Source organism: Streptomyces sp. NPDC126503 (assembly GCF_040302405.1).
GTDB lineage: Bacteria > Actinomycetota > Actinomycetes > Streptomycetales > Streptomycetaceae > Streptomyces > Streptomyces gulbargensis.
Window position 1 is genome coordinate 61,479 of the sequence record NZ_JBEORS010000003.1, and the last position, 24,425, is coordinate 85,903.

The 24,425-nt window shown below is 73.7% G+C and carries 21 protein-coding genes; 9 read left to right on the forward strand and 12 right to left on the reverse strand.

Annotated features, from left to right (window positions below):
• Positions 1 to 37 precede the first annotated feature (37 nt).
• On the reverse strand, positions 38 to 1,486 hold the full coding sequence (locus ABTY40_RS05465; protein ID WP_352058288.1) for an MFS transporter: 1,449 nt from the start codon (positions 1,484 to 1,486) through the stop codon (positions 38 to 40).
• A 209-nt stretch (positions 1,487 to 1,695) separates the two neighbouring features.
• On the opposite strand from ABTY40_RS05465, the gene ABTY40_RS05470 reads away from it, so the two are divergent.
• The gene (locus tag ABTY40_RS05470) at positions 1,696 to 2,103 is read left to right on the forward strand and encodes an ArsR/SmtB family transcription factor (RefSeq protein ID WP_352058289.1); all 408 of its coding nucleotides are present in this window, start codon (positions 1,696 to 1,698) and stop codon (positions 2,101 to 2,103) included.
• Between the two features lie 191 nt (positions 2,104 to 2,294).
• On the opposite strand, the gene ABTY40_RS05475 is transcribed toward ABTY40_RS05470, so the two are convergent.
• Genes ABTY40_RS05475 through ABTY40_RS05505 form a run of 7 tightly spaced genes read right to left on the reverse strand, consistent with a single transcriptional unit; the run spans position 2,295 to position 11,193 of the window.
• A complete protein-coding gene (locus ABTY40_RS05475) occupies positions 2,295 to 3,620 on the reverse strand; it encodes a phthiocerol/phthiodiolone dimycocerosyl transferase family protein (protein ID WP_352058290.1) in 1,326 nt (441 codons plus the stop codon).
• Positions 3,617 to 4,576 (reverse strand): FAH family protein, encoded by a 960-nt coding sequence (locus ABTY40_RS05480; protein ID WP_352058291.1) that lies wholly within the window; start codon positions 4,574 to 4,576, stop codon positions 3,617 to 3,619. The genes ABTY40_RS05475 and ABTY40_RS05480 overlap by 4 nt, the downstream gene beginning before the upstream one ends.
• A complete protein-coding gene (locus ABTY40_RS05485; protein ID WP_352058292.1) occupies positions 4,573 to 6,330 on the reverse strand; it encodes a thiamine pyrophosphate-binding protein in 1,758 nt (585 codons plus the stop codon). The genes ABTY40_RS05480 and ABTY40_RS05485 overlap by 4 nt, the downstream gene beginning before the upstream one ends.
• The gene (locus tag ABTY40_RS05490) at positions 6,327 to 7,577 is read right to left on the reverse strand and encodes an enolase C-terminal domain-like protein (protein ID WP_352058293.1); all 1,251 of its coding nucleotides are present in this window, start codon (positions 7,575 to 7,577) and stop codon (positions 6,327 to 6,329) included. The genes ABTY40_RS05485 and ABTY40_RS05490 overlap by 4 nt, the downstream gene beginning before the upstream one ends.
• Positions 7,570 to 8,451, reverse strand: coding sequence for an alpha/beta fold hydrolase (locus tag ABTY40_RS05495; protein WP_352058294.1), 882 nt, complete (start codon positions 8,449 to 8,451; stop codon positions 7,570 to 7,572). Before ABTY40_RS05495 ends, ABTY40_RS05490 begins: the two co-directional genes overlap by 8 nt.
• Positions 8,452 to 8,466: 15 nt before the next feature.
• Entirely contained in the window at positions 8,467 to 10,140 is a 1,674-nt protein-coding gene (locus ABTY40_RS05500) for a GH3 family acyl-acid amido synthetase (RefSeq protein ID WP_352058295.1), read from the reverse strand.
• 60 nt (positions 10,141 to 10,200) lie between these two features.
• On the reverse strand, positions 10,201 to 11,193 hold the full coding sequence (locus ABTY40_RS05505) for an aldo/keto reductase (RefSeq protein WP_352058296.1): 993 nt from the start codon (positions 11,191 to 11,193) through the stop codon (positions 10,201 to 10,203).
• Positions 11,194 to 11,596: 403 nt separating this feature from the next.
• On the opposite strand from ABTY40_RS05505, the gene ABTY40_RS05510 reads away from it, so the two are divergent.
• The 7 genes from ABTY40_RS05510 to ABTY40_RS05540 all read left to right on the forward strand — a co-directional run bounded on the left by ABTY40_RS05510 (position 11,597) and on the right by ABTY40_RS05540 (position 19,804).
• Positions 11,597 to 15,580: a type I polyketide synthase gene (locus ABTY40_RS05510; protein ID WP_352058297.1), complete on the forward strand. Its 3,984-nt coding sequence runs from the start codon at positions 11,597 to 11,599 to the stop codon at positions 15,578 to 15,580.
• Between the two features lie 275 nt (positions 15,581 to 15,855).
• Positions 15,856 to 16,470 (forward strand): TetR/AcrR family transcriptional regulator, encoded by a 615-nt coding sequence (locus ABTY40_RS05515; protein ID WP_352058298.1) that lies wholly within the window; start codon positions 15,856 to 15,858, stop codon positions 16,468 to 16,470.
• Between the two features lie 196 nt (positions 16,471 to 16,666).
• Complete coding sequence (locus tag ABTY40_RS05520) at positions 16,667 to 16,870, forward strand: cold-shock protein (RefSeq protein ID WP_345286621.1); 204 nt, start codon at positions 16,667 to 16,669, stop codon at positions 16,868 to 16,870.
• A 122-nt stretch (positions 16,871 to 16,992) separates the two neighbouring features.
• On the forward strand, positions 16,993 to 17,580 hold the full coding sequence (locus ABTY40_RS05525; RefSeq protein ID WP_352058299.1) for a pyridoxamine 5'-phosphate oxidase family protein: 588 nt from the start codon (positions 16,993 to 16,995) through the stop codon (positions 17,578 to 17,580).
• Between the two features lie 98 nt (positions 17,581 to 17,678).
• Positions 17,679 to 18,335 (forward strand): HEAT repeat domain-containing protein, encoded by a 657-nt coding sequence (locus tag ABTY40_RS05530; RefSeq protein ID WP_352058300.1) that lies wholly within the window; start codon positions 17,679 to 17,681, stop codon positions 18,333 to 18,335.
• A gap of 3 nt (positions 18,336 to 18,338) precedes the next feature.
• On the forward strand, positions 18,339 to 19,343 hold the full coding sequence (locus ABTY40_RS05535; protein ID WP_352058301.1) for a MerR family transcriptional regulator: 1,005 nt from the start codon (positions 18,339 to 18,341) through the stop codon (positions 19,341 to 19,343).
• Between the two features lie 44 nt (positions 19,344 to 19,387).
• Positions 19,388 to 19,804 (forward strand): PIN domain-containing protein, encoded by a 417-nt coding sequence (locus ABTY40_RS05540; protein WP_352058302.1) that lies wholly within the window; start codon positions 19,388 to 19,390, stop codon positions 19,802 to 19,804.
• 165 nt (positions 19,805 to 19,969) lie between these two features.
• Here the strand turns inward: ABTY40_RS05540 and ABTY40_RS05545 are convergent, their stop codons facing one another.
• The 3 genes from ABTY40_RS05545 to ABTY40_RS05555 form a co-directional block, all read right to left on the reverse strand.
• The gene (locus tag ABTY40_RS05545; RefSeq protein WP_502990503.1) at positions 19,970 to 20,653 is read right to left on the reverse strand and encodes a restriction endonuclease; all 684 of its coding nucleotides are present in this window, start codon (positions 20,651 to 20,653) and stop codon (positions 19,970 to 19,972) included.
• 254 nt (positions 20,654 to 20,907) lie between these two features.
• On the reverse strand, positions 20,908 to 21,081 hold the full coding sequence (locus ABTY40_RS05550) for a CsbD family protein (protein WP_309055296.1): 174 nt from the start codon (positions 21,079 to 21,081) through the stop codon (positions 20,908 to 20,910).
• Between the two features lie 95 nt (positions 21,082 to 21,176).
• Positions 21,177 to 23,120 (reverse strand): SpoIIE family protein phosphatase, encoded by a 1,944-nt coding sequence (locus ABTY40_RS05555; protein ID WP_352058304.1) that lies wholly within the window; start codon positions 23,118 to 23,120, stop codon positions 21,177 to 21,179.
• 116 nt (positions 23,121 to 23,236) lie between these two features.
• Between ABTY40_RS05555 and ABTY40_RS05560 the strand changes: the two genes are divergently transcribed.
• A complete protein-coding gene (locus ABTY40_RS05560) occupies positions 23,237 to 23,863 on the forward strand; it encodes a flavodoxin family protein (protein ID WP_352058305.1) in 627 nt (208 codons plus the stop codon).
• Between the two features lie 83 nt (positions 23,864 to 23,946).
• Here the strand turns inward: ABTY40_RS05560 and ABTY40_RS05565 are convergent, their stop codons facing one another.
• Entirely contained in the window at positions 23,947 to 24,375 is a 429-nt protein-coding gene (locus ABTY40_RS05565; protein ID WP_352058306.1) for an SPW repeat domain-containing protein, read from the reverse strand.
• Positions 24,376 to 24,425: the final 50 nt, after the last annotated feature.

The following is a 24,425-nucleotide window of genomic DNA, read 5'->3' on the forward strand; positions in this document are numbered from 1 at the left end:
GCTCCTTCGGGGGGACGGGGCGGCGGGGCGGGCGGTGTCAGCGGGCGTCGGCGGCGGCGCGGGCGGCGGCCCCCGGGGCCCGTGCCGCGGCCGGTTCGGGCCTGCGGATGCCCGTCGCGCTCAGTACGGCGCCGGCGGCGAGGGCGACGACGGCCCAGACGAGGGCCGCGCGCAGTCCGGAGAGGAAGTGGCCGGCGGAGGCCTGGCCGACGAGGAGGCCCATCACGGCGACGCCGATCAGTCCGCCGAGCTGGCGGGAGGCGTTGAGGACGCCGGAGGCGATGCCCGCGTTGGCGGGGTCGACGGCGCCGAGCATGGCGTTGGTCATGGACGGCACGACGAGGCCGATGCCGAAGCCGGCGACGACGAACTGGACGATCATGACGGGGTAGGAGGCGGAGTCGACGAACGGGACGGTGGCCAGGTAGCCGACAGCGGCCAGCGTGTTGCCGGTGAGGAGGACGGCCCGGGCGCCGTAGCGCTTGACGAGCGGTCCGCAGGCGAGGTTGGCGGCCATGATGGCGGCGGTCATCGGCAGGAACGCGAGCCCGGCGCCGAGCGGCGAGTAGGCCCACACCTGCTGGAAGTAGAGGCTGAAGACGAAGATGAGGCCGTAGAAGGAGAAGTTGAGCAGGACGCCGATGAGGGAGGTGGAGCTGAACGCCTTCCGGCGGAAGAGGTGCAGCGGCAGCATCGGGTCGGCGCTGCGGCGCTCCACGGTGAGGAAGGCGGCCAGGGAGAGGAGGAAGACGGCGGCGCAGCTCAGGACCAGCGGCGAGGTCCAGCCCTGGGAGTTGGCCTCCACGATCGCGCCGGTGAGCGCGCCGAGGGCGAGGACGGCGAGGATCTGGCCGGGCAGGTCGAGGGAGCGGCGGGCCGGCGCGCCGGCGGCGGAGGGGGTGCGGCCGGTGGCGGGCAGCGCGTACGCCCGGACGAGGAGGATGCCGATGGCGGCGATGGGGACGTTGACGTAGAAGATGGACCGCCAGCCGAGCGAGTCGACCAGGACGCCGCCGACGACGGGGCCGAGTGCGAGGGCGAGTCCGCCGGCCGCCGCCCAGAGGCTGACGGCGCGGGTGCGTCCGGCCGCGTCGGGGAAGTTGGTGTTCACCAGGGAGAGGGACGAGGGCACGATCATCGCGGCTCCGACGCCCTGGACGATCCGGGCGACGATGAGGGTGACGAGTGAGGGCGCGGCGCCGCAGGCCAGGGAGGTGAGGGCGAAGAGGCCGAAGCCCGCGATGAAGATCCGCTTGGGGTCGAAGCGGTCGCCGAGGGAGCCGGCGGTGAGGAGGAAGGCGGCGAAGGTGAGGGTGTAGCCGTTGATCACCCATTCCAGGCCGGACAGGCTGTCCCCGAAGTCCTCGGCGAGGGCCTTGGTGGCGACGTTGACGACGCTGACGTCCAGGATGACGACCACGAAGCCGAGGCAGGCCGCGAACAGCGTGAGGCCCGGCCGGGCGTGGGGTGTCGGGGTGGGGGTCACGGGTTTTCCTTCCTTGCGCGCCGAGGGGCGGCCGGTGAGGACGGGTGGAGGGGTGAGGGGGGAGGCGGTCGGTCCGGGCAGGACGTCACCGGCTCCGCTAGAGTGTTCGCTCAAAGACGAACACGCTTGAGTGTACGCAGATCATCGAACACTCCGCAATCCGTGACGGCCGTGTCACGGAGCGCCGGAGCGGGGACGGAGCGGCCGGTATGACGGCATCGGCAGAGCGGGCGGAGCAGGCGGCGCGTGGCGAGCGGAAGGGAGCGCGCCGGGCGGCGGAGCCCGCGGGCCACCGCCCGCCCCCGGTCCACGCGGACCCCGCCGACGTACCCCTGGAGACGGCCCTCACGGCACTCGCCGACCCGGTGCGGCGGACCCTCGTACGGGAGTTGGCGGGCGCCGCGGACTGGGAGCGGGCCTGCGGCAGCTTCGACGTGCCCGTCACCAAGGCGACCCTGAGCCGGCACTTCGCCGTCCTGCGCGAGGCGGGCCTCCTGGAGCAGCGGGACGCCGGCCCCAAGCGGCTCAACCGGCTGCGGCGCGCCGAGTTCGACGCCCGCTTCCCCGGACTGCTGGACCTGGTGCTGCGCTCCGGCGACGAGGAGCCCACGGACTAGGGCCTGTCTTCCGGATCTTGCCGGGCTCGCGTCGCCTGGCACGCACGCCCTCCCCCGTAGCCCTTCGGGCACGGGAGGTGCCCCCAGCGTTGTCGTCGGTCGCCGATGCTCCGCATGGACTCCCTCCTCCGCCTTGCGAACGCACGCACCAGACGCCGCTCCCTGATCCGGCCTGATCCGAAAGAAAGACCCTAGGGCGCCGCGCGACCGGGGTGCAGCACGCGGTCGCGCAGCGCCTTCGCCACGCCCCGCACCGTTTCCGGGTCCGTACTCGGGGTGCCGAAGGCGAGGGCGGCGGAGAACGCCCCGTGGAGGGTGCCGAGATGGAGCACCGTGCCGTAGTTGGCGCCCGTGCGGTTGACGACCGTGCGGAAGCCGGTGACCCGGCCCGCGTGCGGGCCGAGCGCCGGATCGACCACGCCCACGTTGGTGAGGCAGATCCCGGGAGAGGAACGGGCGCCGGCCAGGTCCCCCACCGTGCGGCGGATCTCCGCGTGGTCCCGCCGGGGCGGGCGCCAGGCGGCGTCCGCCCGCGCCAGGGCGGTGGCGTAGGCGCGCGCCTGCCGGGCCGGGTCGTCGCCGCCCGGCCGCAGGGGGACGGCGAGGACACTGATGTAGCAGCCCACGTCGGGCAGCGGGGTGTGGGGCGCGTACCGGCGCCGCAGCGACACGGCCGTGTACAAGGAGATCTCCGTACGGCCCGTCACCTGGGCGAACGAGGCGGCGAGCGCCGCCGCGAAGAACTGGTTGACGGTCGTGCCGTGCTCCTTGCACCAGGTCCGCAGGGCGAGGCTCTCCCCCGCCGTGAAGGCCAGCGGGACCACGTCGGTGCCCCGCTCGCGCCACGGCCGGTGGTCGGCGAACGGCAGCGGCGCGGGCCGGGCGGCGGCCGGCTCCTCCTGACCGTCCGGCTGTGCGGCGGGCCCGGCCGCCGGGGGCAGATAGGGCAGCTCGTCGGCATTGGGGGCCGGGCGGCCCACGTCGTACGGGCTGCCCTGCCCCTCACCCGGGCCGTACAGCAGGTCGAGGAGGGTCCGGACGACGGCGCCGGTCGAATGTCCGTCGGAGATGGCGTGGTTGCGGGTGAAGTAGAGGTGCGCGGACCCGGCACGCGGGTCGTGGACCAGACGCAGCCGCCACAGCGGACCGCCGGTCTCCAGGACGTCGTTGAGCTCCTCGCGCAGCACGTCGTCGCTGGTGGTGCCCGGGTCGAGCACGCCGGTGCGGACGGGCGGGTGCGGGGCGCCGGGCTCCGGGCGGAACCACAGGCCGTCGGGCCGTTCCTCGATGCGGAGCGACAGGATCGGCAGCGCGGCGGCCCACCGCCGGACGGCCGCCCGCAGCCGGGCGGGATCGACGTCGCCGCGGACGGTGACGTGGGTGGTGACCTGGGTCGTGCCGCGCAGCAGGGCGTGGGTCCAGGCGAACGAGGCCTCGATGTCACTGAGCCGGCGGGCGGCCGGGGCCCCCGCGGTGCTCGCCGCGCCGCCGGGGGCCGTCTCCGTCAGGGCGCTCATTCCCGCTCCTGTCCGGACCGGGCCCGGCCGGTCCACACGAGGGTGTGGGAGAGCCGTACACCGTGGTCGGCCACGTCGATCGTGACCCGGTCGCCGTCGGCGGTGCGGAAGCCGGCGTGGAAGCTGCCCCGGTCCGCGCCGATGTACACGTAGTGCGTCCGGCCGGGGCGGTGCAGGGCCTCGTGGGCGAAGAGGCGGGACATCATCGTGGGCAGGTCGTAGTGGAGGGCGTCGGTGCCGGTGGTGAAGGGGCCCTTCCACACCGGGGAGCCGTCCCGCTCGACGGTGACCTCGCCGGTCACCGAGCGGGGCGGCGGCCCGAGGTGCAGCCAGGGCGCCACGCCCGCGTCGCAGAGCTTGGCGTACGACAGGTGCCCGGGGTGCCGCTTGAACCGGCCGATGTCGGTGACGTCGTTGCCGAAGGTGTAGCCGGTGTAGCGGGGCACGCCGTGCTCGTCGCCCGTGTAGACGAGGACGACCTCGGCCTCCTCGCACACCGCGACGGCCTCGCCGGGCACGCGCAGCGGCTCGCCGGGGACCTTCAGGACGTCCCCGAGTCCCTTGACGAACCAGTTCGGCTGGTCGGGGACCTCGGCGTCGACCTTCACGTTGTGCGTCATCATGAAGCCGCTGACCAGGGCGTCGCCCGGGTGGTCGGGCAGCAGTGGCGGCAGCATGCGCACCCGGTGGCGCTCGGCGGCCGGCACCTCGACCGGCGCGCCACGTGCCGCGAGGACGGCGGACAGGGCCTGCGGCGAGCCGTCCGTGCCGCGCAGCAGACCGGCCAGGGTGTCGTCGCCGAGGGGGTGGAGGAGCAGCGGGGCTCCGTCGTCGGGCACACCCGTTCCGAGGTGCCGCCGGTTGTCGTGGACGCATTCGAAGACCACCGTCATGGTGGGTGCCTCCTGGGGGACGTTCGTGAGGGAGTCGGGGGCGCGGCGCGTGGGGGCCGTCACTCCATGAGGATCTCGACGAGGGCCGGCTTGCCGTGTTCCTTGATGTGGGCGACGGCTTCGCGCACGGCGGGGGCGACGGCGTCGATGCGCTCCACCCGCGGCAGGGCGTGGATGCCGTAGGAGCGGGCCATGGTCACGAAGTCGACGGGGTGGTCGTAGAAGCTGGTGGCGATGTGGGCCCGGTCGATGTCGCGGTCCCGGTGGCCGGCGATGCGGGCGGCGTGCTGGGTGGAGTTGAGGTAGAGGCGGTTGTTCATGACGACGACCAGGAGCGGTACGTCGTAGGCGGCGAGGGTCCACAGCGCGCTCGGCGTGTAGAGGAAGTCGCCGTCGGCCTGGAGGTCGATGCAGAGCGCCGGGTCGTCCTGGTGGGCGAGGGCGGCGCCGATGGAGGCGCCGAGGCCGTAACCGAGGCCGCCGCCGCCGTTGAGGCCCAGGTAGCTGCCGGGCCGCTCCAGCGGCCAGAGCTTCTTCACCCAGCCGTCGATGGTGAGGCTGCCGGTGTTGGTGAGGATCCACTCCTCGTCCCGTACGGCCCGGTGGATCTCGTCCACGGCGCCGGCCACGTGGATCCGGGGCCGGGTCTTCGTCTCCTCGGCCTGCCGGGCCCAGTCGGCGCGGGCCTCGGTGTGCCGGGCGGCGAGCACCTTGGCGCGTTCCTCGCGGCGCTCCACGAACGCGGGGGCCGCGAAGGGGCCGTCCGGGTCCTCGGCGGCGGCGCGCAGGGCGGCGACGGTGCCCGCCGTGTCGGCGGCGACGGCCCGGGTGACGGGCACGAACTGCTGGTAGTCGGCGGCCCACTTGCTGGTGAGAAGCTCGTTGAAGCCGATGGTGACGAGGTCGGCGCCGTTGGCGGGCGTGCCCTGGTCGGTGAGGGGGAGGATGGCGCCGAGGGCGCCCACGAGGTCCTGCACCTCGAGGGCGACGACCAGGTCCGCCTCCGCGAGCAGGTCGGTGCCGGTGTGGCTGATGTTGAGGGGGTGGGTGGTGGGGAAGTTCATGCGGTTGCCGCGGTCGACGACGGCCAGGCCGAGGGCCTCGGCGAGCGCGACGAGCGGTGCCACGGTGCCGGGGTCGCGGCCGGAGAAGTCGACCACCAGGACGGGCAGCCGGGCGTCGAGCAGCCGGCGGGTCAGGTCGTCCAGGTCCGCGTCGCTCAGCGCGGGCAGGCGCGCCGGCTCGGTGGCGCTCGCGGGGAGGAGCCGTACACCGTCCTCCAGGGGCTGTTCCTGCACGTCGAAGTCGAGCGCCACGAACACGGGGGCGTGCATGGGGGTGTTCATGAGCTTGAAGGCGCGGTAGAGGGATTCGACGGTGGCGCGCTGACCGACGGGCTGGTCGCACCACTTCACGTAGTCCTTGACGACCGACTCGATGTTCTGCGAGGTGTGGATCCAGTCGATCCACGGGCGGCGCTTGCCGGCGTCGACGGGCCCGTTCCCGCCGAGGACGAACAGCGGCACCCGGTCGCACCAGGCGTTGAAGACGGCCATGGAGGCGTGCAGCAGACCGACGTTGGCGTGCACGAGGACGCCCATGTGGCGGCCGCTCGCCTTGTGGTAGCCGTGGGCCACGGCCACGGCGATCTCCTCGTGGCAGGTCATCACGATGCCGGGCGCGACGGCGGCGTTGTCGGCGTGGACGAGGGAGTCGTGGACGCCGCGGAAGGAGGCGCCGGGGTTGAAGGCGACCTTGTCGATGCCCTGCTGGTGCAGGAACTCGACCACGAGGTCGGAGAAGTAGGTCGTCGTCATGCGTGTTCCTTCGTACGGGGCGCGGGGCGGCGGTCCTCGGGTTCCGCGCCGTGGTGGCGGTCCGCCTCCCCGGGCGCGGCGACCCGCCACCGGGCCGGGTCGCCCGCGCGGTGGCGCAGGACGGCCCAGGGCGCGGCGTGGGCGTTGGGCACGAGCCCGAACCCGGGTCCGGGCGGGGGGCTCACGGTGTTGGCGGCGCGGTCCACGGCGGGGCGCGGGGAGACGACCATCTCGGGGAAGAATCGGTCGGACTGGCCGGCTTCGACGGTGAGCGCGTCGGCGTGGGCGAACGCGAGGGCGCGGCCGGCGGTGATCAGCGGTCCGACCTCGGCGACCTGGACGCCGATCTGGAAGGCGAGGCCGCCGCGCCGGGCGAGGTCGATCATCTTTCCCGCGGTGACGGGCCCGCCGTTCTTGGCGACGCGGATGTTCACGAGGTCGCAGGCGCCGCTCGCGACCGCCGTCAGGAGGTCCCCGGGGGTGCAGACGGACTCGTCCAGCATGAGGCGGGGGCCGCCGTGGGCGCGGAGCCGGGCGAGGTCCGCCCAGGAGCCCTTGGCGAGGGGCTCCTCCACGTAGTCGGTGCCGTGGTCGCGCAGGGCGGTGAGGTGGCCGGGGGCCTCCTCGGGCGTCCAGCTCATGTTGGCGTCGACGAGGACGGGGACCCGGTCGCCGAGCCGCGCGCGGATCGCGGTGACGGTGCGGACGTCGCGGCGGATGTCCCGTGAGGCCTTGACCTTGACGAAGTGGAAGGGCCCGCGGGTGTCGAGGAATTCCTCGACGTCCAGGCCGAGGTCGAGCACCTGGGAGACGGGCAGCGTCGGGGGGCGGGTGGCGGGGGCGCCGTCGTGCGGCACGAGCGCTTCCCCGCCGAGGCCGAGCCGGCGGCCGAGCAGGTCGAGGACGGCGGTCTCCAGGAGGCACAGGAGGTTGTTGCCGCCCCGTACGCCGAAGGTCTCGGCGAAGCCCCGGTCCAGGAGCGCGGCGAGGAGCCCGGCGGGCTCGGCGGTCCGCAGGCGGTCGAGGACCGCGTCCATCGGCACGTCCTGGAGGGCCTCGGTGACGGAGGCGGTGGTCTCCCCGGTGACGTACGCGCGGGGGGCGCACTCCCCGAGGCCGGCCGTCCCGTCGACGTCCAGCCGCAGCAGCAGGCTTTCGGCGCGGGTGCGGCGCCGGGCCGGGTGGTCGAAGCCGACCGCCATCGGCGTCCGCACCCGGTACAGGGTGGCCCCGGCGGTCTCAGGCATCGCGGTCCAGTCCCTGGAGGAGGGTGAAGGTGGACGCCCAGTCGACCAACCGCTCCCGCACGCCGGTGTAGAAGAGGTAGTGCTTGTCGGTGGCGAACTGGAGCAGGGCGCCGTGGCTTCCGGTCATGCGCAGGAAGGTGCGGCGGGCGTCGTCGAGGTCACAGATGGGGTCGGCGATGCCGGAGACGAAGGCGGCGGGCACCGGCGGCAGGGTGCGGCCCGGCCGCATGTACAGCTCCTCCAGGGCGAGGAGGGTGGCGCGGGAGCGCCGGGTGAGGGCGCGGACGGCCAGGTCGTCGTGGTCGATGAAGTGGCGGTGGCGGGGCTCGTCGGTGAAGTCCTCGGAGCGCAGTCCGGCGTCCCACAGCTCCGTGCCGGTCTCGGCGGCCAGTTCGCGCCGCTGCTCCTCGTCGAGGGTGGCGTGCAGTTTGCCCAGCCAGGCGGAGCAGAAGACGGCGGCGTCGTAGCGGGTGGTGAAGTCCGGGTGGTGCATCAGGGCCGCCATGAAGGAGCCGCCGAGGCAGTGTCCGAAGAGGGAGAGCGGCACGTCGTCGCCGATGGTGTCGCGTACGTGGGCGACAGCGGTGGAGTAGTCGGCGAGGACCGTGTCGGCGTCGGGCAGTTCGTGGCGGGCGCCGCCGCTGATGCCGCTGCCGCGCCGGTCCAGGACGAAGAAGGCGATGTCGTTGTCGGCGAACTGCGGGCCGACCTCCCACAGCCAGCCGGCGTGCGACTGGAGGCCGTGGAAGTAGAAGACGGCGCCCTTCACCGGTCCGCGCGGCCGCCACAGGTGCAGGGCCAGTTCGGCGCCCTCGACGGGCAGTCCGACGATCTCGCGGCGGATGTTCTGCGGTGGCCTCTTGGTCTCGATCATGTTCCGCGTCCCCCTTCAGCGGCCGGTGACGGCCGCGACGAACTCGATGTCCTGCTGGAACGGCTTGTACTTGTACTGGGTGGCGTTGCCGGCCTGGCGGCGGCTCTCGATGTAGGCGGTGATGGCGTCGTGCGGCACGGTGACGACCTCCAGGGCGCCGAGCCGGCCACTGTCCCGCTTGGAGGCGTACTCGATGTTGATGTCGTGCAGGGCGGTGTCGACGGCGGCCGAGAGGGAGCGGTCCAGTTCGGGGGACGGCTCGGGGGCCTCGGTGACGACGATGTAGTGGGGTGGCTCGCCCCAGTGCGGTCCGCACATGTAGAGGCCGGTGCCGAGCCCGTGGGCGGCGAGGCCCCGCTCGATGGCCTGGGTGACCTGGGACTCGGTGATCTTCTCGCCGGTGAAGGAGTGGAAGATGCCGGCGCGGTGCACGAAGTGCACCCACGGGGTGCCGTCCACGATCCGGTCGACGTGGTAGATGTCGCCGGTCCACAGGCGGTAGAGCCCGTTGCCCTGCGTCATGATCAGGTGGTAGTCGCGGTCCGGTTCGACCTCGTCGAACAGCAGCGTCTCCACCGGCTCGCCGCGTTCGACCAGCTCGCCGAGGGGTACGTCGGCGGGGACGAACTCGAAGTACGCCTGGCCGACGGCGAGCGGCTGGCTGTGCAGGGAGTCGTCCACCGGGATGGTGGTGACGCCCTCGGTGCCGCAGCTCATGAACGGGAGCTTGGCCACGCCCGGGAAGACGGCGTCGAGCTTGGCCGCGTACAGCCCGGCGGAGGCGGAGAGCCAGCAGGTGTAGAGCGACAGGGAGGGCCACACGTCGGTGAGGCTGAAGTCCGGGTCGCGCAGGACCGCTTCGAGGTGCCGGGCGGCCTCCTCGTCCGGCGCGCCGTACGGCCGGCCTTCGAGGGTCCCGGCGCGCAGGTCGCGCACCAGCTCGGCGCCGTGCTCGGCGAGCAGGTCCCGGAGCGAGATCAGGGTGCTGGGGTTGATGGCCGAGATGGTGTGGAGGTCCTTGCCGACGAGGTGGCGCAGCCGGTGGTACATGCGGCCCTCGTGGGTGTTCGGCACGTCGGGCCCGAACCACGGCGACTCGTACCACGGCGGGTTCCAGTCGTGGCTGTTGATGCGCGGGTGCCGGTTGCTGACGGCCTGGTGCCCGATGCCGTGTACGAAGTCGAAGACGTCCTCGCGGACGGTCTGGGTGTCGAGGGTGGCGTACGGGTGCGCAAGCAGCTCCGGGTGGTGCTCCAGGTAGGTGCCCCACATCGCCTTCATGGCGGGGATGCGGTAGGTGAGGAGCCAGTGGAGGGTGTACGGGACGCGCTTGGGCACGCCGGTGGTACCGCTGGTCTTGAGCCAGCGCAGGACGGGGCTGCACGTCAGCACGCCGCCCTTGGTGCGGGTCTCGCGTTCGATCTCGGGGACGAAGTCCTCGTACCGCATGACGGGGAGGACCGTGCGGAACAGGTCGTGGTCCTGGGCGACGGCGCTGTAGCCGCGTTCCTTCCAGTGGACGGAGCCGGCGCTCACGTCGATGACGTCGGCGAGCACGCGCCGCTGTGCCGCCTCGGGCTGCTTGAGGTCGGCCAGGAGGGCGTCCCGGGCCTGCCGGCACTCCTCCGCGAAGGGTGAGCGGCGCTCCTGCCAGCGCTGTTGCCAGAACGGTATGGGGGGTGTCTCCACTGCTGCTCCTGAGAGGTCGGGGTCCGGCCGTGCCGGGTTGCTGCTGCGGGAGGCGGAGGATCAGCGGTCGATGTACGCCATCATTCGCTCGTTGTAGCGGGGGCCCGCGACGGTGCCGGCGCGGACGGCGCCGTCGAGTTCGGCGAGGGTGGCGGCGTCGAGGGTGACCGTGGCGGCGCGCGTGTTCTCCTCAAGGTAGGCGCGCCGCTTGGTGCCGGGGATCGGCACGATGTCGTCGCCCTGGTGGAGCGCCCAGGCGATGGCCAGCTGGGCGGGGGTGAGTCCGTGGCGCTCGGCGACCTCCCTGACCCGGGCGGCGATCACCATGTTCTGGTCGTAGTTGGCACCCTGCAGGCGGGGGTCGTGGTGGCGGAAGTCGTCCTCGGGGTACTCCTCGGCGCGGCGCACCCCGCCGGTGAGGAAGCCGCGGCCGAGCGGGCAGAAGCCGACGAGGCCGATGCCGAGTTCGCGCAGCAGGGGCAGGATGCCGTCCTCCAGGTTCCGCTCCCAGACGGAGAACTCGCTCTGGACGACGGAGAGCGGGTGGACGGCGTGGGCGCGCCGGATGGTGTTCTCACCGGCCTCGCAGAGGCCGATGTGACGGACCTTGCCCTGCCGGACGAGCTCCGCCATGGTGCCGACGACGTCCTCGATCGGCACCTTGGGGTCGACCCGGTGCTGGTAGAGCACGTCGATGTAGTCGGTCCCGAGGCGCCGCAGGGAGGCTTCGACGACCTCCACGATGTGCGCGGGCCGGCTGTCGGCCTCGGCCGTGGTGCCGTCCTTCAGCTTCATGGGGAAACCGAACTTGGTGGCGATGACGGCCCGTTCGCGGCGGCCGGCGAGGGCACGGCCGAGAAGGACCTCGTTGTCGTAGGGACCGTAGGCCTCGGCCGTGTCGAAGAGGGTGTAACCGAGGTCGAGGGCCCGGTGGACGGTGGCGATCGACTCGCGGTCGTCCGTGGCGCCGTACCACTGGCTCATGCCCATGCAGCCGAGGCCGAGTTCGGAGACCTCCAGGCCCTGACGGCCGAGCTTCCTGGTGTTCAGCATGCCTGCTCCTCGTGGTGGGGTGGGGGATGGAGGGGGTGGGGGATGGAGGGGGTGGGGGATGGAGGGGGTGGGGGGGTGGCGCGGGACGGGGCCACGCGCAGGGCGGACGAAGGGCGGCGAACCGGCGCGGGATCCGCGGGGCCGCCTCTCGGCTCGCTCACTGAAGCACAAACATGGACTTGAGTTCAACAGTTGACTGGAGGCCATGACGGATGCCTGGCGCGCCCTCGCCGGCGAGGTAACAGAGCAGGTCAAGGACGCCCCAAAAGCCGGTCAAGTGGCCTCGATACGCCGCTCACTCCGGCGTAACACTCCGCTCATCAGGTCGTCACATGAAAGACTCCAGAACAAAGTTGCCCTTGGGTATAGTTTTGGACCGCTGGACCGTCAGGAAGGCCTTCGAGTGAACACGGTTGACCCGATCGCGATCATCGGCATGGGGTGCAGGTTCCCCTCGGCAGCTGGGGTGGAGGACTACTGGAGACTGCTGGTGGACAACACCGACGCCGTCGCGGAGGTCCCCCGGGACAGATTCGACGTCTCCGCCTGGTACGACGCCGAACCCGCGACCCCGGGCAAGCTGATCTCCCGTCACGGCGGCTTCCTGGAGGACCTGTTCGGCTTCGACGCCGCCTTCTTCGGCATCTCGCCGCGCGAGGCCCGGGCCATGGACCCGCAGCAGCGCCTCCTCCTCCAGGTCGTGTGGGAGACCCTGGAGGACGCCGGCGTCCCCCCGTCCTCGCTGCGCGGCAGCACCACCGGCGTCTTCGTCGGCCAGGCGACCGCCGACTACGGGGACACGGCCGGGCCCTCGGCCTCCGCGGACGTCCGCGCGATGGCGGGCAGCCGGCTCCGCGCCGTCACCGCCGGACGCGTCTCGCACGCCTTCGACCTGCGCGGCCCCAGCCTCGTCCTCGACACGGCCTGTTCCTCCTCGCTGGTCGCCGTGCACACCGCGCGCCAAAGCCTGCTGACCGGGGAGTGCGACCTCGCCGTCGCCGCCGGCGTCAACGCGATCCTCGCCCCCACGGACGCCATCGCCTACTCCCAGGGCCGGATGCTCGCGCCGGACGGCCGCTGCAAGTTCGGCGACGACTCGGCGGACGGTTTCGTCCGCAGCGAGGGCGTGGGCGCGGTCCTCCTCAAGCGGCTCCCCGACGCCCTCGCCGACGGCGACCCCGTGCACGCCCTGCTGCTCGGGAGCGCGGTCACCAACGACGGCGACGGCAGCGGACTGCTGCTCCAGCCCGCGGTGTCCGGGCAGGCGGCCATGCTGCGGGCGGCCTGGCGCAGCGCCGGTGTGACTGCGGCGCAGGTGGAGTACGTGGAGGCGCACGGCACGGGCACGACCGTCGGCGACGGCGTGGAACTGCGGGCGCTGGCCGAGGCGCTGGGCGACGACGGCGAGTCCGAGCGGGAGCCGGTGCTCGTCGGTTCCGTGAAGACCAACATCGGTCACGCGGAGGCCGCGGCGGGCATCGCCGGTTTCATCAAGGCGGTCCTGGTCGCCCGGCACGGCCTCGTCCCGGCCTCGCTGCACCTGACGTCCCCCCGGAGCGCCCTCACCGATCCGGACAGCCCGGTCCGGGTGGTGGACCGCAACACCCCGCTGCCCCGCCGGGGCGGGCGCGCGGTGCTCGGGGTGAGCTCCTTCGGCCTGTCGGGCACCAACGCGCACGCGGTGATCGGCACCTACGTCCCCGACCCGGACGCGCCGGGGGCGCGGGCCGCGACCACGGCCTCCCCGGACGCCTCCGCTCCGGCGCCGGGAGCACCCGCACCGGCCGAGGCCGCTCCGGCCCCCGCCGAGACCTCCGTTCCCACCCGGGAAGCGCGCCCGCCGGCCCCGACCACGGCGCCCGGGGCCCGCGTGCCCGCCCCGGCCGGTGCGGCCCGCCCGCATCTGCTGGTGCTGAGCGCCCGCTCCCCCCGGGCCCTGCGCCGTCTGGCCGCCCGGTACGCCGCCCACCTGGAACCGGGCGGCACGGGACGCGGTCACGACCTGCGGGAGCTGTGCCGCTCGGCGGCGACCGGCCGGGACGCGCTGCCCTTCCGCCTCTGGGCCGTGGGTGGCTCCCACGACGAACTGGCGGGCGTGCTGCGCGTCCTGGCGGCGGGCGGGGCGACCCCCGACGGCGGGACGGAGGAGGCGGGCTTCACCGGCCCGCGCCCCGCGGCCTTCGTCTTCCCCGGGCAGGGCTCCCAGTGGCACGGCATGGGGCAGGAACTCCTGGCGACCTCCGAGGCGTTCCGCGCGGCCCTGCTGGAGTGCGACGCGGCGGTGCGCGAGGAACTCGGCTGGTCGGTCGTGGACCGGCTCCTGGACGAGGAGGCGGAACTGCCCGACGCCGTCGACGTCGTGCAGCCGGTCCTGTGGGCCGTGCAGGTCGCGCTGGCCGCCCACTGGCGGGCCCTGGGCGTCGAGCCGGACCTGTGTGTCGGCCACAGCATGGGCGAGGCCGCGGCGGCGTGCGTGGCCGGCGCCCTGTCCGTACGGGACGCGGCCCGGGTGATCTGCCGGCGCAGCACCCTGATGCAGCGCCTCGCCGGGCGGGGCGCGATGCTCGCGACGGAGCTCTCGCCCGCCGAGGCGCACGACCTCCTCGCCGGACACGGGGACGAGGTGTGCGTGGCGGTGGAGAACTCGCCGTGCGCCACGGTGCTGGCGGGCGACGTGGCGGTGCTCGACGGGATCGCCCGCGAGCTGGAGGGGCGCGGCGTCCTCTGCCGTACGGTCAAGGTCAATGTCGCCTCGCACTCCCCCGTCATGGACGAGATCCGTGACGACCTCCTCGAACGGCTCGCCGGGGTGCGGCCGGCCGCGCCGCGCACGGCGATGGTCTCCACCGTCCGGTGCGCGCCGGTGGGGGACGGGGAACTCGACGCCGGGTACTGGGTGGACAACCTGCGCCGGCCGGTGCGCTTCGCCGATTCCGTCCGCCGGATCGCGCAGGAGCACGACGCGGTGTTCGTGGAGGTCAGCCCGCATCCGCTGCTGACCCAGGCGGTCGCGGACACGCAGCGGGCGCTCGGCGCCCCGCCGAAGGCCGTGTCCACGCTGACCCGGGGGCACGCGGAGTGGCGGGCGTCCGTCCGTGCCGCCGGCCGGGCGTTCTGCCTGGGGGTACGGGTCGACTGGACGCGCTGGTACGGCGCGGGCGGCGCGGCCCGGGTGCCGCTGCCGCGGTACCCGTGGGACACCGAGGAGTTCCGTCCGGAGCCGGACCACGGCACCGACGGGGGGCCCTCCCCCGTACCGGCGGCGCCCGGGGCGGCCGGGCCGGTCCTCTCCGAACGCCGGGTCCGCCTCTCCCGCCTGGGCGTCGAGCGGCTGGGCAGGGGCGTGTCGGTCCGCGGGCTCTCCCCCGTCCCGCCCGCCGTGCACCTCCACGCGGTGGCCGAGGCGGTACGGGACCTCACGGGCGAGGCGGCGGTGCTGCTGCGGGACGTCCGGCTGGGGGCGGCGCTGCCGGACCTCGCCGACGCCGGGGACACCAGTCTCCGGATCCGTCTCGAACAGGCCGCCGAGTGGGGGGAGGTGCGCTTCACCGTCGAGGCGCTCTCCGGCCGGACCGGCGGGGCGGTGCCGTGCGTGACGGGCACGGCGCGGACCGGGGCCGTACCGTCGTACGAACCCGGGCCGGGGCCGCGGGACGGAGCACTGGCCCGCTGCGGCACGTACGTACCGGGCGGGGACTTCTACCGCGAGGTCGGGGCCCGGGGGTACACGGTGGCGCCCGAGCTGCGCGCGGTGGAGCAGCTGTGGCGCGGCGGGGGCGAGGCGGTGGCCCGTCTGCGGATGCCGGCGTCCTGCCCGGGCGGGGCCCTGGAGGCGGGGCTGCTGGTGATGGCCGGTGCCTGGCCCGGCCCCGAGGGCGCGGGGGACGCGTACCTGCCGCTCTCCTTCGACAGCGTCCTGCTGGCCGGGGAGCCGGACGGGGAGTTCTGGAGCACGGCGCGCTTCACCGGCGGCGCCGGCGCGGACCGGGCCCGCTGCGACCTCCTGCTCACCTCGCCGGAAGGACGCGTGCTGGCCGACTTCCGTGGCGTCCGCCTGCTGCGCGCGTCGGCCCCGCGCGATCAGGTGCCGTCGCAGGCGCCGGTCACGGTCCCGGAATCGGCCGGCCGGCCGCAGGGGCCGGACCCCGAGGGGCCGGAGGAGGCCGGGGCGCCGTCGGTGAACCGTCTCTTCATCCACACGGCGCGGGTGCTCGGCACGACGGTGGACCGGGTGGACCCGCGGCGCCCGCTGCGCGACCTGGGTCTGGACTCGCTCATGGCCATCCAGTTGAAGAACACCCTGCGGCAGGACCTGGGGGTGGAGATCCCCGCCAGCCGCCTGCTCGGGGACGAGAGCGCGGCCAGTATCGCCGCCGACATCGGCTGACCCTCGTCCGGAGCGGCCGCGACTCCCCCGCGGGGCGCGGCCGCTCCCCGCACCCCCTTCTAGCACCACGATCCATTGATGGACTATGGTACAAACACGGGGACCCGTGGAGGGCCCGTCCGGCGCGACGGCCGACGCGCCGGACGGGCCCCGCCCGTACCGGAGAGTTCACGGGAGACGTCTCGACGGGGGCCGAGAGAAAGAGAGAGCCGATGACGGTTGAGGAATCCCAGCAGACGCGTCCGCCCAGCAGAAGAGAACGGAACAGGCAGCACGTGCACGACCGCCTGTACACCTCGGCGCTGGAGCTCTTCGCGGAGCAAGGATACGAACGCACCACGATCGACCAGATCACGGAGCGGGCCGACGTCGCGCGAGGGACCTTCTTCAACCACTTCCAGCGCAAGGAAGACCTCGTCACCACGTGGGCGGAGCAGCGCCGGGACAAGCTGCGCGCCTTCATGGAGCACTCGCTCGCCCGTGAGGACGACGACGTCACCGTCCAGCTGGAGCGCTGCATGGCGGCCCTGTCCGAGTTCAACGAGGCCGAACACGACCTCACGCGCGTGATGCTGACCGCGTGGGTGAAGTCCGGCCAGCCCCTTCTGGAGGAGCCGGACTACGCGGGCCACGTCTTCACCAAGGTCATCTCGGCCGGACAGGCCCGCGGCGAGGTCGCCCGCGACATCGACCCGGCCATGGCCGGCAACATGCTGCGGGACGCCTATCTGGGCCTTCTCTACCGCTGGACCCGCAGCGCCGACGCGAAGGTGCCCCTCCACGTCGAGCTGCGCGCCCTCCTGAGGATCGGCCTCACGGGCGTCCTCACCTTCGACCGGCGCACCCGCGGCACCGCCGGCGCGTCCGACGGCCCGCAGGCCGCCGCCTGACGGCGCCGCCGTCACTCTGGCGACACGCGGAGCTCCCCTCGGTGAACGGAAGCGGCCGGGGTGTGCTACGGTTACGGGAGTTGCAGTTTTGGTACCCATGAACCTGTGTGCGCCTGACCGGAATGCAGTTCCGCAGGCGCATTCTTTAGTTTCCGGCATCTCCGGATGGGGCCTCTGCCTACAGAAGGAGAAAGTCATGGCACAGGGAACCGTGAAGTGGTTCAACTCGGAAAAGGGCTTCGGCTTCATCGAGCAGGACGGCGGCGGCCCGGACGTCTTCGCCCACTACTCGAACATCGCCACCCAGGGCTTCCGTGAGCTCCAGGAGGGCCAGCGGGTCTCGTTCGACGTCACGCAGGGCCAGAAGGGCCCGCAGGCGGAGAACATCCTCCCCGCCTGATCTCCAGGCACCCCGACCGGGGCCCGCACCACACCGGTGCGGGCCCCGGTCCGCGTTCCGGGCCGTCGCGCACGCCGGATGTCGTTAGACAGGCGAAGATTTCCCTTGCATCATCCTTAGACATGGGAAAGACTTACGAACGCATCGACGGACGTCTGCGCGCCTTCATCGAGCAGCAGCCGATCTTCTTCACGGCGACCGCCCCGCTGGCCGGTGACGGCACGGTCAACCTCTCCCCCAAGGGCCTCAAGGGATCCTTCGCGGTGCTCGACGAGCAGCGGATCGCCTATCTCGACTTCGCCGGCAGCACCGCCGAGACCGTCGCCCACCTGCGGGAGAACGGCCGGATCACGGTGATGTGGTGCGCCTTCCAGGGGCCGCCGAACATCGTCCGCGTGCACGGCCGGGGTGAGCCCGTCTTCCGCGACGACCCGCGCTTCCCCGAGCTCCTCGCGCATTTCCCGGACATCGACCCGAGCCTGCACGGACTGCGGGCGATCATCGTGGTGACGGCCGAACTCGTCCGCGACTCCTGCGGCTACGGCGTGCCTTTCATGACGTACGACGAGGACCGCGACCTGCACGGCAGGCGTTTCGCGCGCGAGGACGACGCCTCGCTGAGCGCGTACTTCGCCAAGAAGGAACACATCGCCCGGAGCATCGACGGCCTGCCCGGCCTGCCCCTTCCGCTGCCCCCCAGCACCTTCTGACCGGCCGCCCCGCCCCCTCCCCCCGCCCCGTGAGGCACCCGCGGCTTGACCTTGACACGGTGACAAGCCCTTCACTGCGTGCCAAGGAGGTGGTCCCGATGACCATGACGAGCCAGGACGCCCTGCGAGGCCTGGAGGACGGCCGTTCGTCCGTGCGGCTGCGGGCGGCGATGGCGGTGGGGACGGAGCCGGAGGACCGGTTCATCGGCCCGCTGGTCGAACGGTGCGCGGTGGAGACCGAGTTCTATGTCCGCGACATGCTGACCTGGGCGCTGACCCGCCACCCGGTGGCGCTGACGCTCCCCGCGCTGCTGCGCGAGCTGCGGTCGGAGCGGACGCAGGCACGGAGCCAGGCGCTGCACACCCTGTCGAAGATCGGGGACGGGCGGGCCTGGCCGGCGATCACGCGGGCGCTGCTGTGCGACGGTGACGAGGACGTCGCCCGGAGCGCGTGGCGGGCCGCCGTCGTCCTCGTACCGGAAGGGGAGGAGGCCGGTCTCGCGGGGACACTGGCCACGCAGCTCGGGCGCGGAGGTCAGGAGACGCAGCTGAGTCTGAGCCGGGCCCTGGTGGGGCTGGGCGAGGGCGTGGTGCCGGTGCTGCGCGCCGCGTCGGCGGGGGCCGGTCCCGCCGCCCGGGCCCACGCGCTCGCCACCGAGCGGCTGCTGCGCGACCCGGACACCGGATTCGCCTTCGCCATCGAGGAGGCGAAGCGCGTCGTGGCCCTGGGCGGGGCCGGCGGAGAAGGAGGATAGGACGTGTTGATCGGTGAGGTGGCGCGAAGGTCCGGGGTCAGCGCCCGCATGCTCCGGCACTACGAATCGCTCGGACTGGTCCGGCCCTCGGGCCGGACGGGCACCAACTACCGGGAGTACGCCGACGAGGACATCCGGCGGATCTTCCACATCGAGAGCCTGCGGTCACTGGGGCTGTCGCTGCGGGAGGTCGGCCGCGCCCTGGACGACCCCGGCTTCGCGCCCTCGGCGCTGGTCGAGGACCTCGTCCGGCAGACGCGCGAACGCGTCGCGGCGGAGACCGAGCTGCTCACACGGCTGCGCCGGATCGGTGCGGCGGAGCCCGCCGCCTGGGACGACGTCCTGCAGGCCGTCGCGTTCCTCCAGGCCCTGCGGTCGCACAGCCCCGACGCCCGGCAGCGGGCCGCCCTCGCCTCCGTCGACGAGGTGCCGGTGCCCGTGGAGGCCCTGGTCGAGGCGGTTCTGGCGGAGACCGATCCGAATGTCGCCGGGGCGTTGCGCTGGGCGCTGGCCCGCGCGGGCGACGGCGGGACGGCCCTGCTCGCGGAGGGGCTGGACTCGCCGGTCGCCGCCGTGCGGGAGCGCGCCGTCCTGTCACTGGCCGCCCTGCCCGGGGACGGCGCGGCCGACCGCCTGCGCGACGCCCTCGGGCATCCCGACGCCGTGGTCCGCGGGCACGCCGCCCTGGCCCTCGGGGCCCGGGGGACGGCCGCCGCGCTGCCGGAGCTCCTCGACATGATCGTGGCGGGCATGAGGGACACCGACGCGGCCGACGCCCTGAGCGTCCTCGCCGCCGACACGGCCGCGGCCGACCGGATCGCCGGCGGGCTCCTCTCCCGCCTGTCCGACGAGGCCACACCGGCGCCGGCCCGCGTACGGCTCACCCAGGCGCTGGCGGACATCCCCGGCGCCATCGCCTCGGACGTCCTCGTGGAGCTCGCACGGGACGAGGACCGCGCCGTGGCCGTGACGGCGGCCTATCTGCTCCGGTTCCGCGAGACACGGTGACCGGCCCCGTCCGCGGGCGACGGCCGGGCTGACATGCTGGGGGCATGAGCCCTGAGGAGACGCGACCCCGTCCGCTGCTCGTCGTGGACGGGGCCAACGTCGTGGGATCGGTGCCGGACGGCTGGTGGCGCGACCGGCGCGGGGCCGCCGAGCGGCTGCGCGACCGCCTCGCCGCGACCGGCGGGCCCGTCGACGGACCGTATCCCGGCCCGTACGAGATCGTCCTGGTGGTGGAGGGCCGTGCCCGGGGGGTCGCCTCGGTGCCGGGGGTACGCGTCGAGGAGGCGCCCGGCAGCGGCGACGACCTGATCGCGGAGCTGGCCCGCGAGGCGCGGGGACGACCGTGTCTGGTCGTCACGGCCGACCGGGAACTGCGCCGCCGCGTGGAGGAGGCGGGCGCCCGCTGCGCGGGACCGCGCAGCCTTCCCCCGGTGCCGGGACGTACCGCGTCCGGGGACTAGCGGCGTCCGCCCGCGGGGCGGCGCCGGCGTCCGGTGCGTGCCCTCGCCGTGGGGGTGCCCCCCGTGCCCCAAGGGCCGCCGGGGGGAGAGGATGCCTGCTGGGGAGCACCTCCCGGGCGCAGGTGTGGGGAGACGCGAGCCCGGCAAGATCGGCGAGACGCCCCCCTAGCGGGGGTCGGCCTCCGGGTCGCCGGCCGCGTCCGCGCCGGTGCGGGCGTACGTCTCCCACGGCGGGGGCGCGGACGATTCCGTCCAGGCGGCGAGCGCGTCGCCGTCGACGCAGACGATCCCGCAGGTGGCGGCGTAGTCGAGGGCGGGGGCGGTGAAGGAGCTGGTGGTGACGAGGACCGCCACGTCGGCCTCGTGGACGGTGAAGCAGGTGCCGCCGAACCTCTGCAGGTCCTGGGATCCGACGCGGTGGTCCTCCGCGTAGTGCTTGCACTGCAGGACCACGCGCCGTCCGTCCGCGGTCGTCGCCACGACGTCGGCCCCCAGGTCGCCCGCGCCGCCGACCACCTCCACGGTGGCGCAGCCGTCGCGTACGCAGAGCGCGGCGACCGTGTGCTCGAAACCGTCGGGATCCGCCTCCGCGTGGTCGAGGGCGTCGGCGCCGACCTCCGGGAGGTCGGCGGGCGGCGCCGGGGGCCCGGCGCGCAGGGGGCGGCGGCGGGAGGGGGCCACGCTCCAGCGGGCCATCACCACTCCCACGAGGAGCACCGCGACGATGGCGAGCGGCAGTCCCCAGCCGGTCCCCCGGGCGCCTGCCACGTCGGCGGTCCGGAGGAAGAGGGCCAGGCCGCCGCCGCATATTCCGACGAGCCCGACCGCCAGCACCACGTCCCGCGCCATCGCCGCGGAGCCGCGCCTCGGCGCTCCCCTGTTGTCGTGGGCCGTTGTCACCGGAGCCCCTCCCCTGCTCGTCGACGCTTCCCCGCCTGTGTACGCCCGTGGCACCGTCCCGGCGCCGCGTCCCGCGCGGTGCGCTCCCCCCGCCGCGGGGGCCCCGCTTCCCGTACGACTCCCGTCGCCGGAAGGTGCCCCGTACGACGCCGGTCCCGCCCCTTACGGGAGGGGCGGGACCGCGGGGGTGCCGGTCGGGCGGCTCAGTGCTTGAAGATGTCCTTGGTCTTCTCCTTGGCCTCCCGGGCGTCCCCGCGGGCCTGTTCGGCGCGGCCCTCCGCGGTGAGCCGTTCGTTGCCGAGCGCGCGTCCGGTCTCCTCCTTGACCGCGCCCTTGATCTTCTCGCCCTTGGCTCGCGTCTTCTCGTCGGCCGCCATGACGGCTCCTTTCCGAGTGATCGTCACTTCCGGGAAGGTCCGTATGACCGGGCCCCGCGCCGCGAAACCTGCCGGCGCGGAAAGGCGCCGTCCGGTCAGGAGCCGGCCAGGATGTGCAGGGCGCAGATGTCGTCGCGCCGGCCGCCTGGGGCGTCGAGCCGGGCGAGCAGGTGGTCGAGGAGGTTCACGCCGGGAGGTGTGGCCGCCGCGGTGGCGGTGAGACGGGCGAAGCCGTCGTCGAGGGACTCGCCCGGCTTCTCGATGAGGCCGTCGGTGTAGAGGACCAGCTCGTCACCGGGATCGAGGGTGACGACCGCCTCGGTGTAGACGGGGTCGGGGGTCGCCCCCAGGAGGACGCCCGCGGGCCGGTCGAGGATGAGGGGGAGGCCGTCATGGATCATGAGCGGGGGCAGGTGCCCGGCCTGCACCCAGGAGAGGCGGCGGGTGTCGGGCCGGTAGCGGGCCATGATCATGGTGGCGGTGTTGATGTGGCCGTCCGCCGCGTGCAGCAGGACCGTGTTGAGCCGGGCGAGGATGTCGGGCAGCGGCGTGCCGGTGACGGCCATGCCCTTCGCGGTGAAGCGGAGCTGGGCCATGGTGGCGACCGAGTCCAGGCCGTGGCCGCCGACGTCCCCGACGACCAGGAGCGCGCTGCCGTCGGGCAGCTCGACCGCGCTGTACCAGTCCCCGCTCACGTTCAGGCCCTGCTCGGCGGGCCGGTACGCGACGTCGACCTGGAGCCCGGACAGGGCGCGGGTCTCCTGCGCGATGGGCAGCAGCGCCTCCTGCAGCCGGGCCGCCAGCGCGCGCTCGGCGCGCAGCCGGCCGAGCTGCAGGTGGGCGTTGCGCTCGTGCGCGAGGATCTCCTGTTCGGCCCGCTTGGCGGCCGTGACGTCCTGCAGGAAGCCACGCACCTCGATCGGGCTGCCGTCGGCGGCTCGCTCCGACTCCGCGACGAGCCGCACGTACCGGATGCCGGACGGGACGGTGAGACGGCAGGTCCGGTCGACGGGCGTGCCCTCGGCGAGCAGGCGCCGTACGTCCTCCTCCAGGGCCGCGGCGGCATCGGCCCCGACGAGGCCGGGCAGCCTCGCGAGCGTCACGGGCCCGTCCGCGGGGTCACGCTCGAGGATCGCGTAGGCCTGCTCGGACCAGGTGGCGGTGTCGGCGGCCACGTCCCAGTCGGCCCAGCCGAGGTTGCCCAGCCGCTGCATGACCGCGAGCCGCCGCTGGTCGCGCTCGTCGGCGTTCAGCCGCACCCAGGAGACGACCAGCCGTCCGCGCCAGGGGGCGGCGCGCACCGAGAGCCGCGAGAGGCGCCGGACCCCGTCGATGGTCTCCTCCTGCTCGAACGGCTCCCCTCTCCAGACCGTGGAGGTCACGAGCGCGGTCAGGTAGCCGTCCCACAGCTCGCTCCCGCGCAGGTGCGGGTAGTGCTCCAGGAGCCGCCGGCCGATCAGGTCGCGCCCCGAGACGCCGAAGATGTCGACGGCGTCGGGCGAGGCGGCGTCCATGCGGAGATCGGCCACCTCGCCGCCTGGGCCACGCACCGGGGTGAGAAGAACCACCATTCCGGGGAGGGCGTCGAACAGGCGCACGGTGGCTCCGTCCACCCCGGCCGCCTCCCCGGTTTCCCCGCCCGGTGCCGCCGCCGGCTCCTCCGCGGCCGCCCCTTGGAGGGCTTCCGGGGCCACCCACGAGGTGATGGCCGTCGTCCCGAGGGAGTCGGGGACCGTGCCGAGGACGGGCGGCAGCACGTCCGGGACCTCCGGCCCGGCCCCCGGGGCGGCCACGTGGGGGCGCAGGCCCGCCAGGAGCGTCCTGGCCTCGTCGGTCAGGGAGCGGCCGTCGCGCAGCGCGCGCCGTACGAGCTCCGCTTCGGCGGCCTCGGCCGAGGCGCCGGTCAACGCCATGAGAACGCCCTTGGCCTGCTCCACCTCCGCGCCGGGCAGGCCCTCCCCGGCGCGAGCGCAGCCGCCACGCAGCCGTGCGCTCGCCCGCGCCAAGAAGTCGTCGTTCTCCTGCGTCACATCCGCCATACCCGAAGCATGGCAGTACGCCGGGGCGCCGGAGCAAGCCCACAGGGTGTGAGATAACCCGGTTCGGGTGGAAGAGACCCGGGATGCCACGCCGAACCAGGGGTATCCGGGACACCATGGAACCCACCGACACCACGCCCCTCCGGGCCGTAGCGCTCGTCTGCACGCTCTCCCCCTCCCCGGCCCCCTCCAGTTCGCAGCTGCTCGCCGAACAGACCATGGCCGCGCTCAGTGAGCACGGGGTCACCGGGAAGACCATCCGGATCGCCGACCACGACGTGCGGCCCGGCGTACAGATCGACATGGGTGAGGGCGACGCCTGGCCAGAGATCCGGGACACCGTCATGGGCGCCGACATCCTGGTCCTCGCGACCCCCATCTGGCTCGGCCACCCCTCCAGCATCGCCCAGCGGGTCCTCGAACGCCTGGACGCCGAGCTCTCCGAGACCGACGACGAGGGCCGGCTGCTCACGTTCGGCAAGGTCGCCGCGGTCTGCGTGGTCGGCAACGAGGACGGCGCCCACAAGGTCAGCGCCGACCTCTTCCAGGGCCTGAACGACGTGGGCTTCACCCTGGCCGCGAACGCCGTCACGTACTGGGTGGGCGAGGCGATGCAGGGCACGGACTACCAGGATCTCGACAAGGTCCCCGAGGCCACCGCCCGAGCCACCCGCACCCTCGCCGCGAACACCGCCCACCTGGCCCGGCGCCTGAAGTACGCCCCGTACCCGCCGTCCTCCTGACCGCTCCGCGCACGGCGCCCCCTCCCGGTCCTCCGGGAGGGGGCGCTCGCCGTCGCGGCCGGCGGGGGCCGACGGCCCGGTGCCTACGAGCGGCCGGTGCGCTTGCGGTCGAGCCGCCAGACGAGCAGGGACAGCAGGCTCAGGGCGACCAGGACGCCGCCGGTCACGAAGGCGAGCACGCGGTCGGCCGTGTGGACCGCCGTGTTCTGGAGGTCAAGGACGAAGGGCGAGACGATCAGCCAGACGCCCGCGAGGCCGATCACGGCGTCGGACCACGGCCCCGCGCCCCGGTAGACGCGCCAACCGGCGGTGAACGCGACGACGAGCCCGACCAGCAGCTCGTTCATCTGCGCGTCCTTGGGGCCGGTCTCCGTGATCATCGGCATGACCAGGAGCAGCACCCCGACCGCGAACATCAGCAGGCCCAGGATCTGGTCGTGCACTCCCTGACGCAGGACGTGGGACGGGTCCGAGACGCGCGGCCTCAGCCCCCGCTCGATGTGGATCACCATGGCCCTCAGCTCCTCGTGGTGGTCGTGTCCCCCGTGGGGGTGACGCGGTT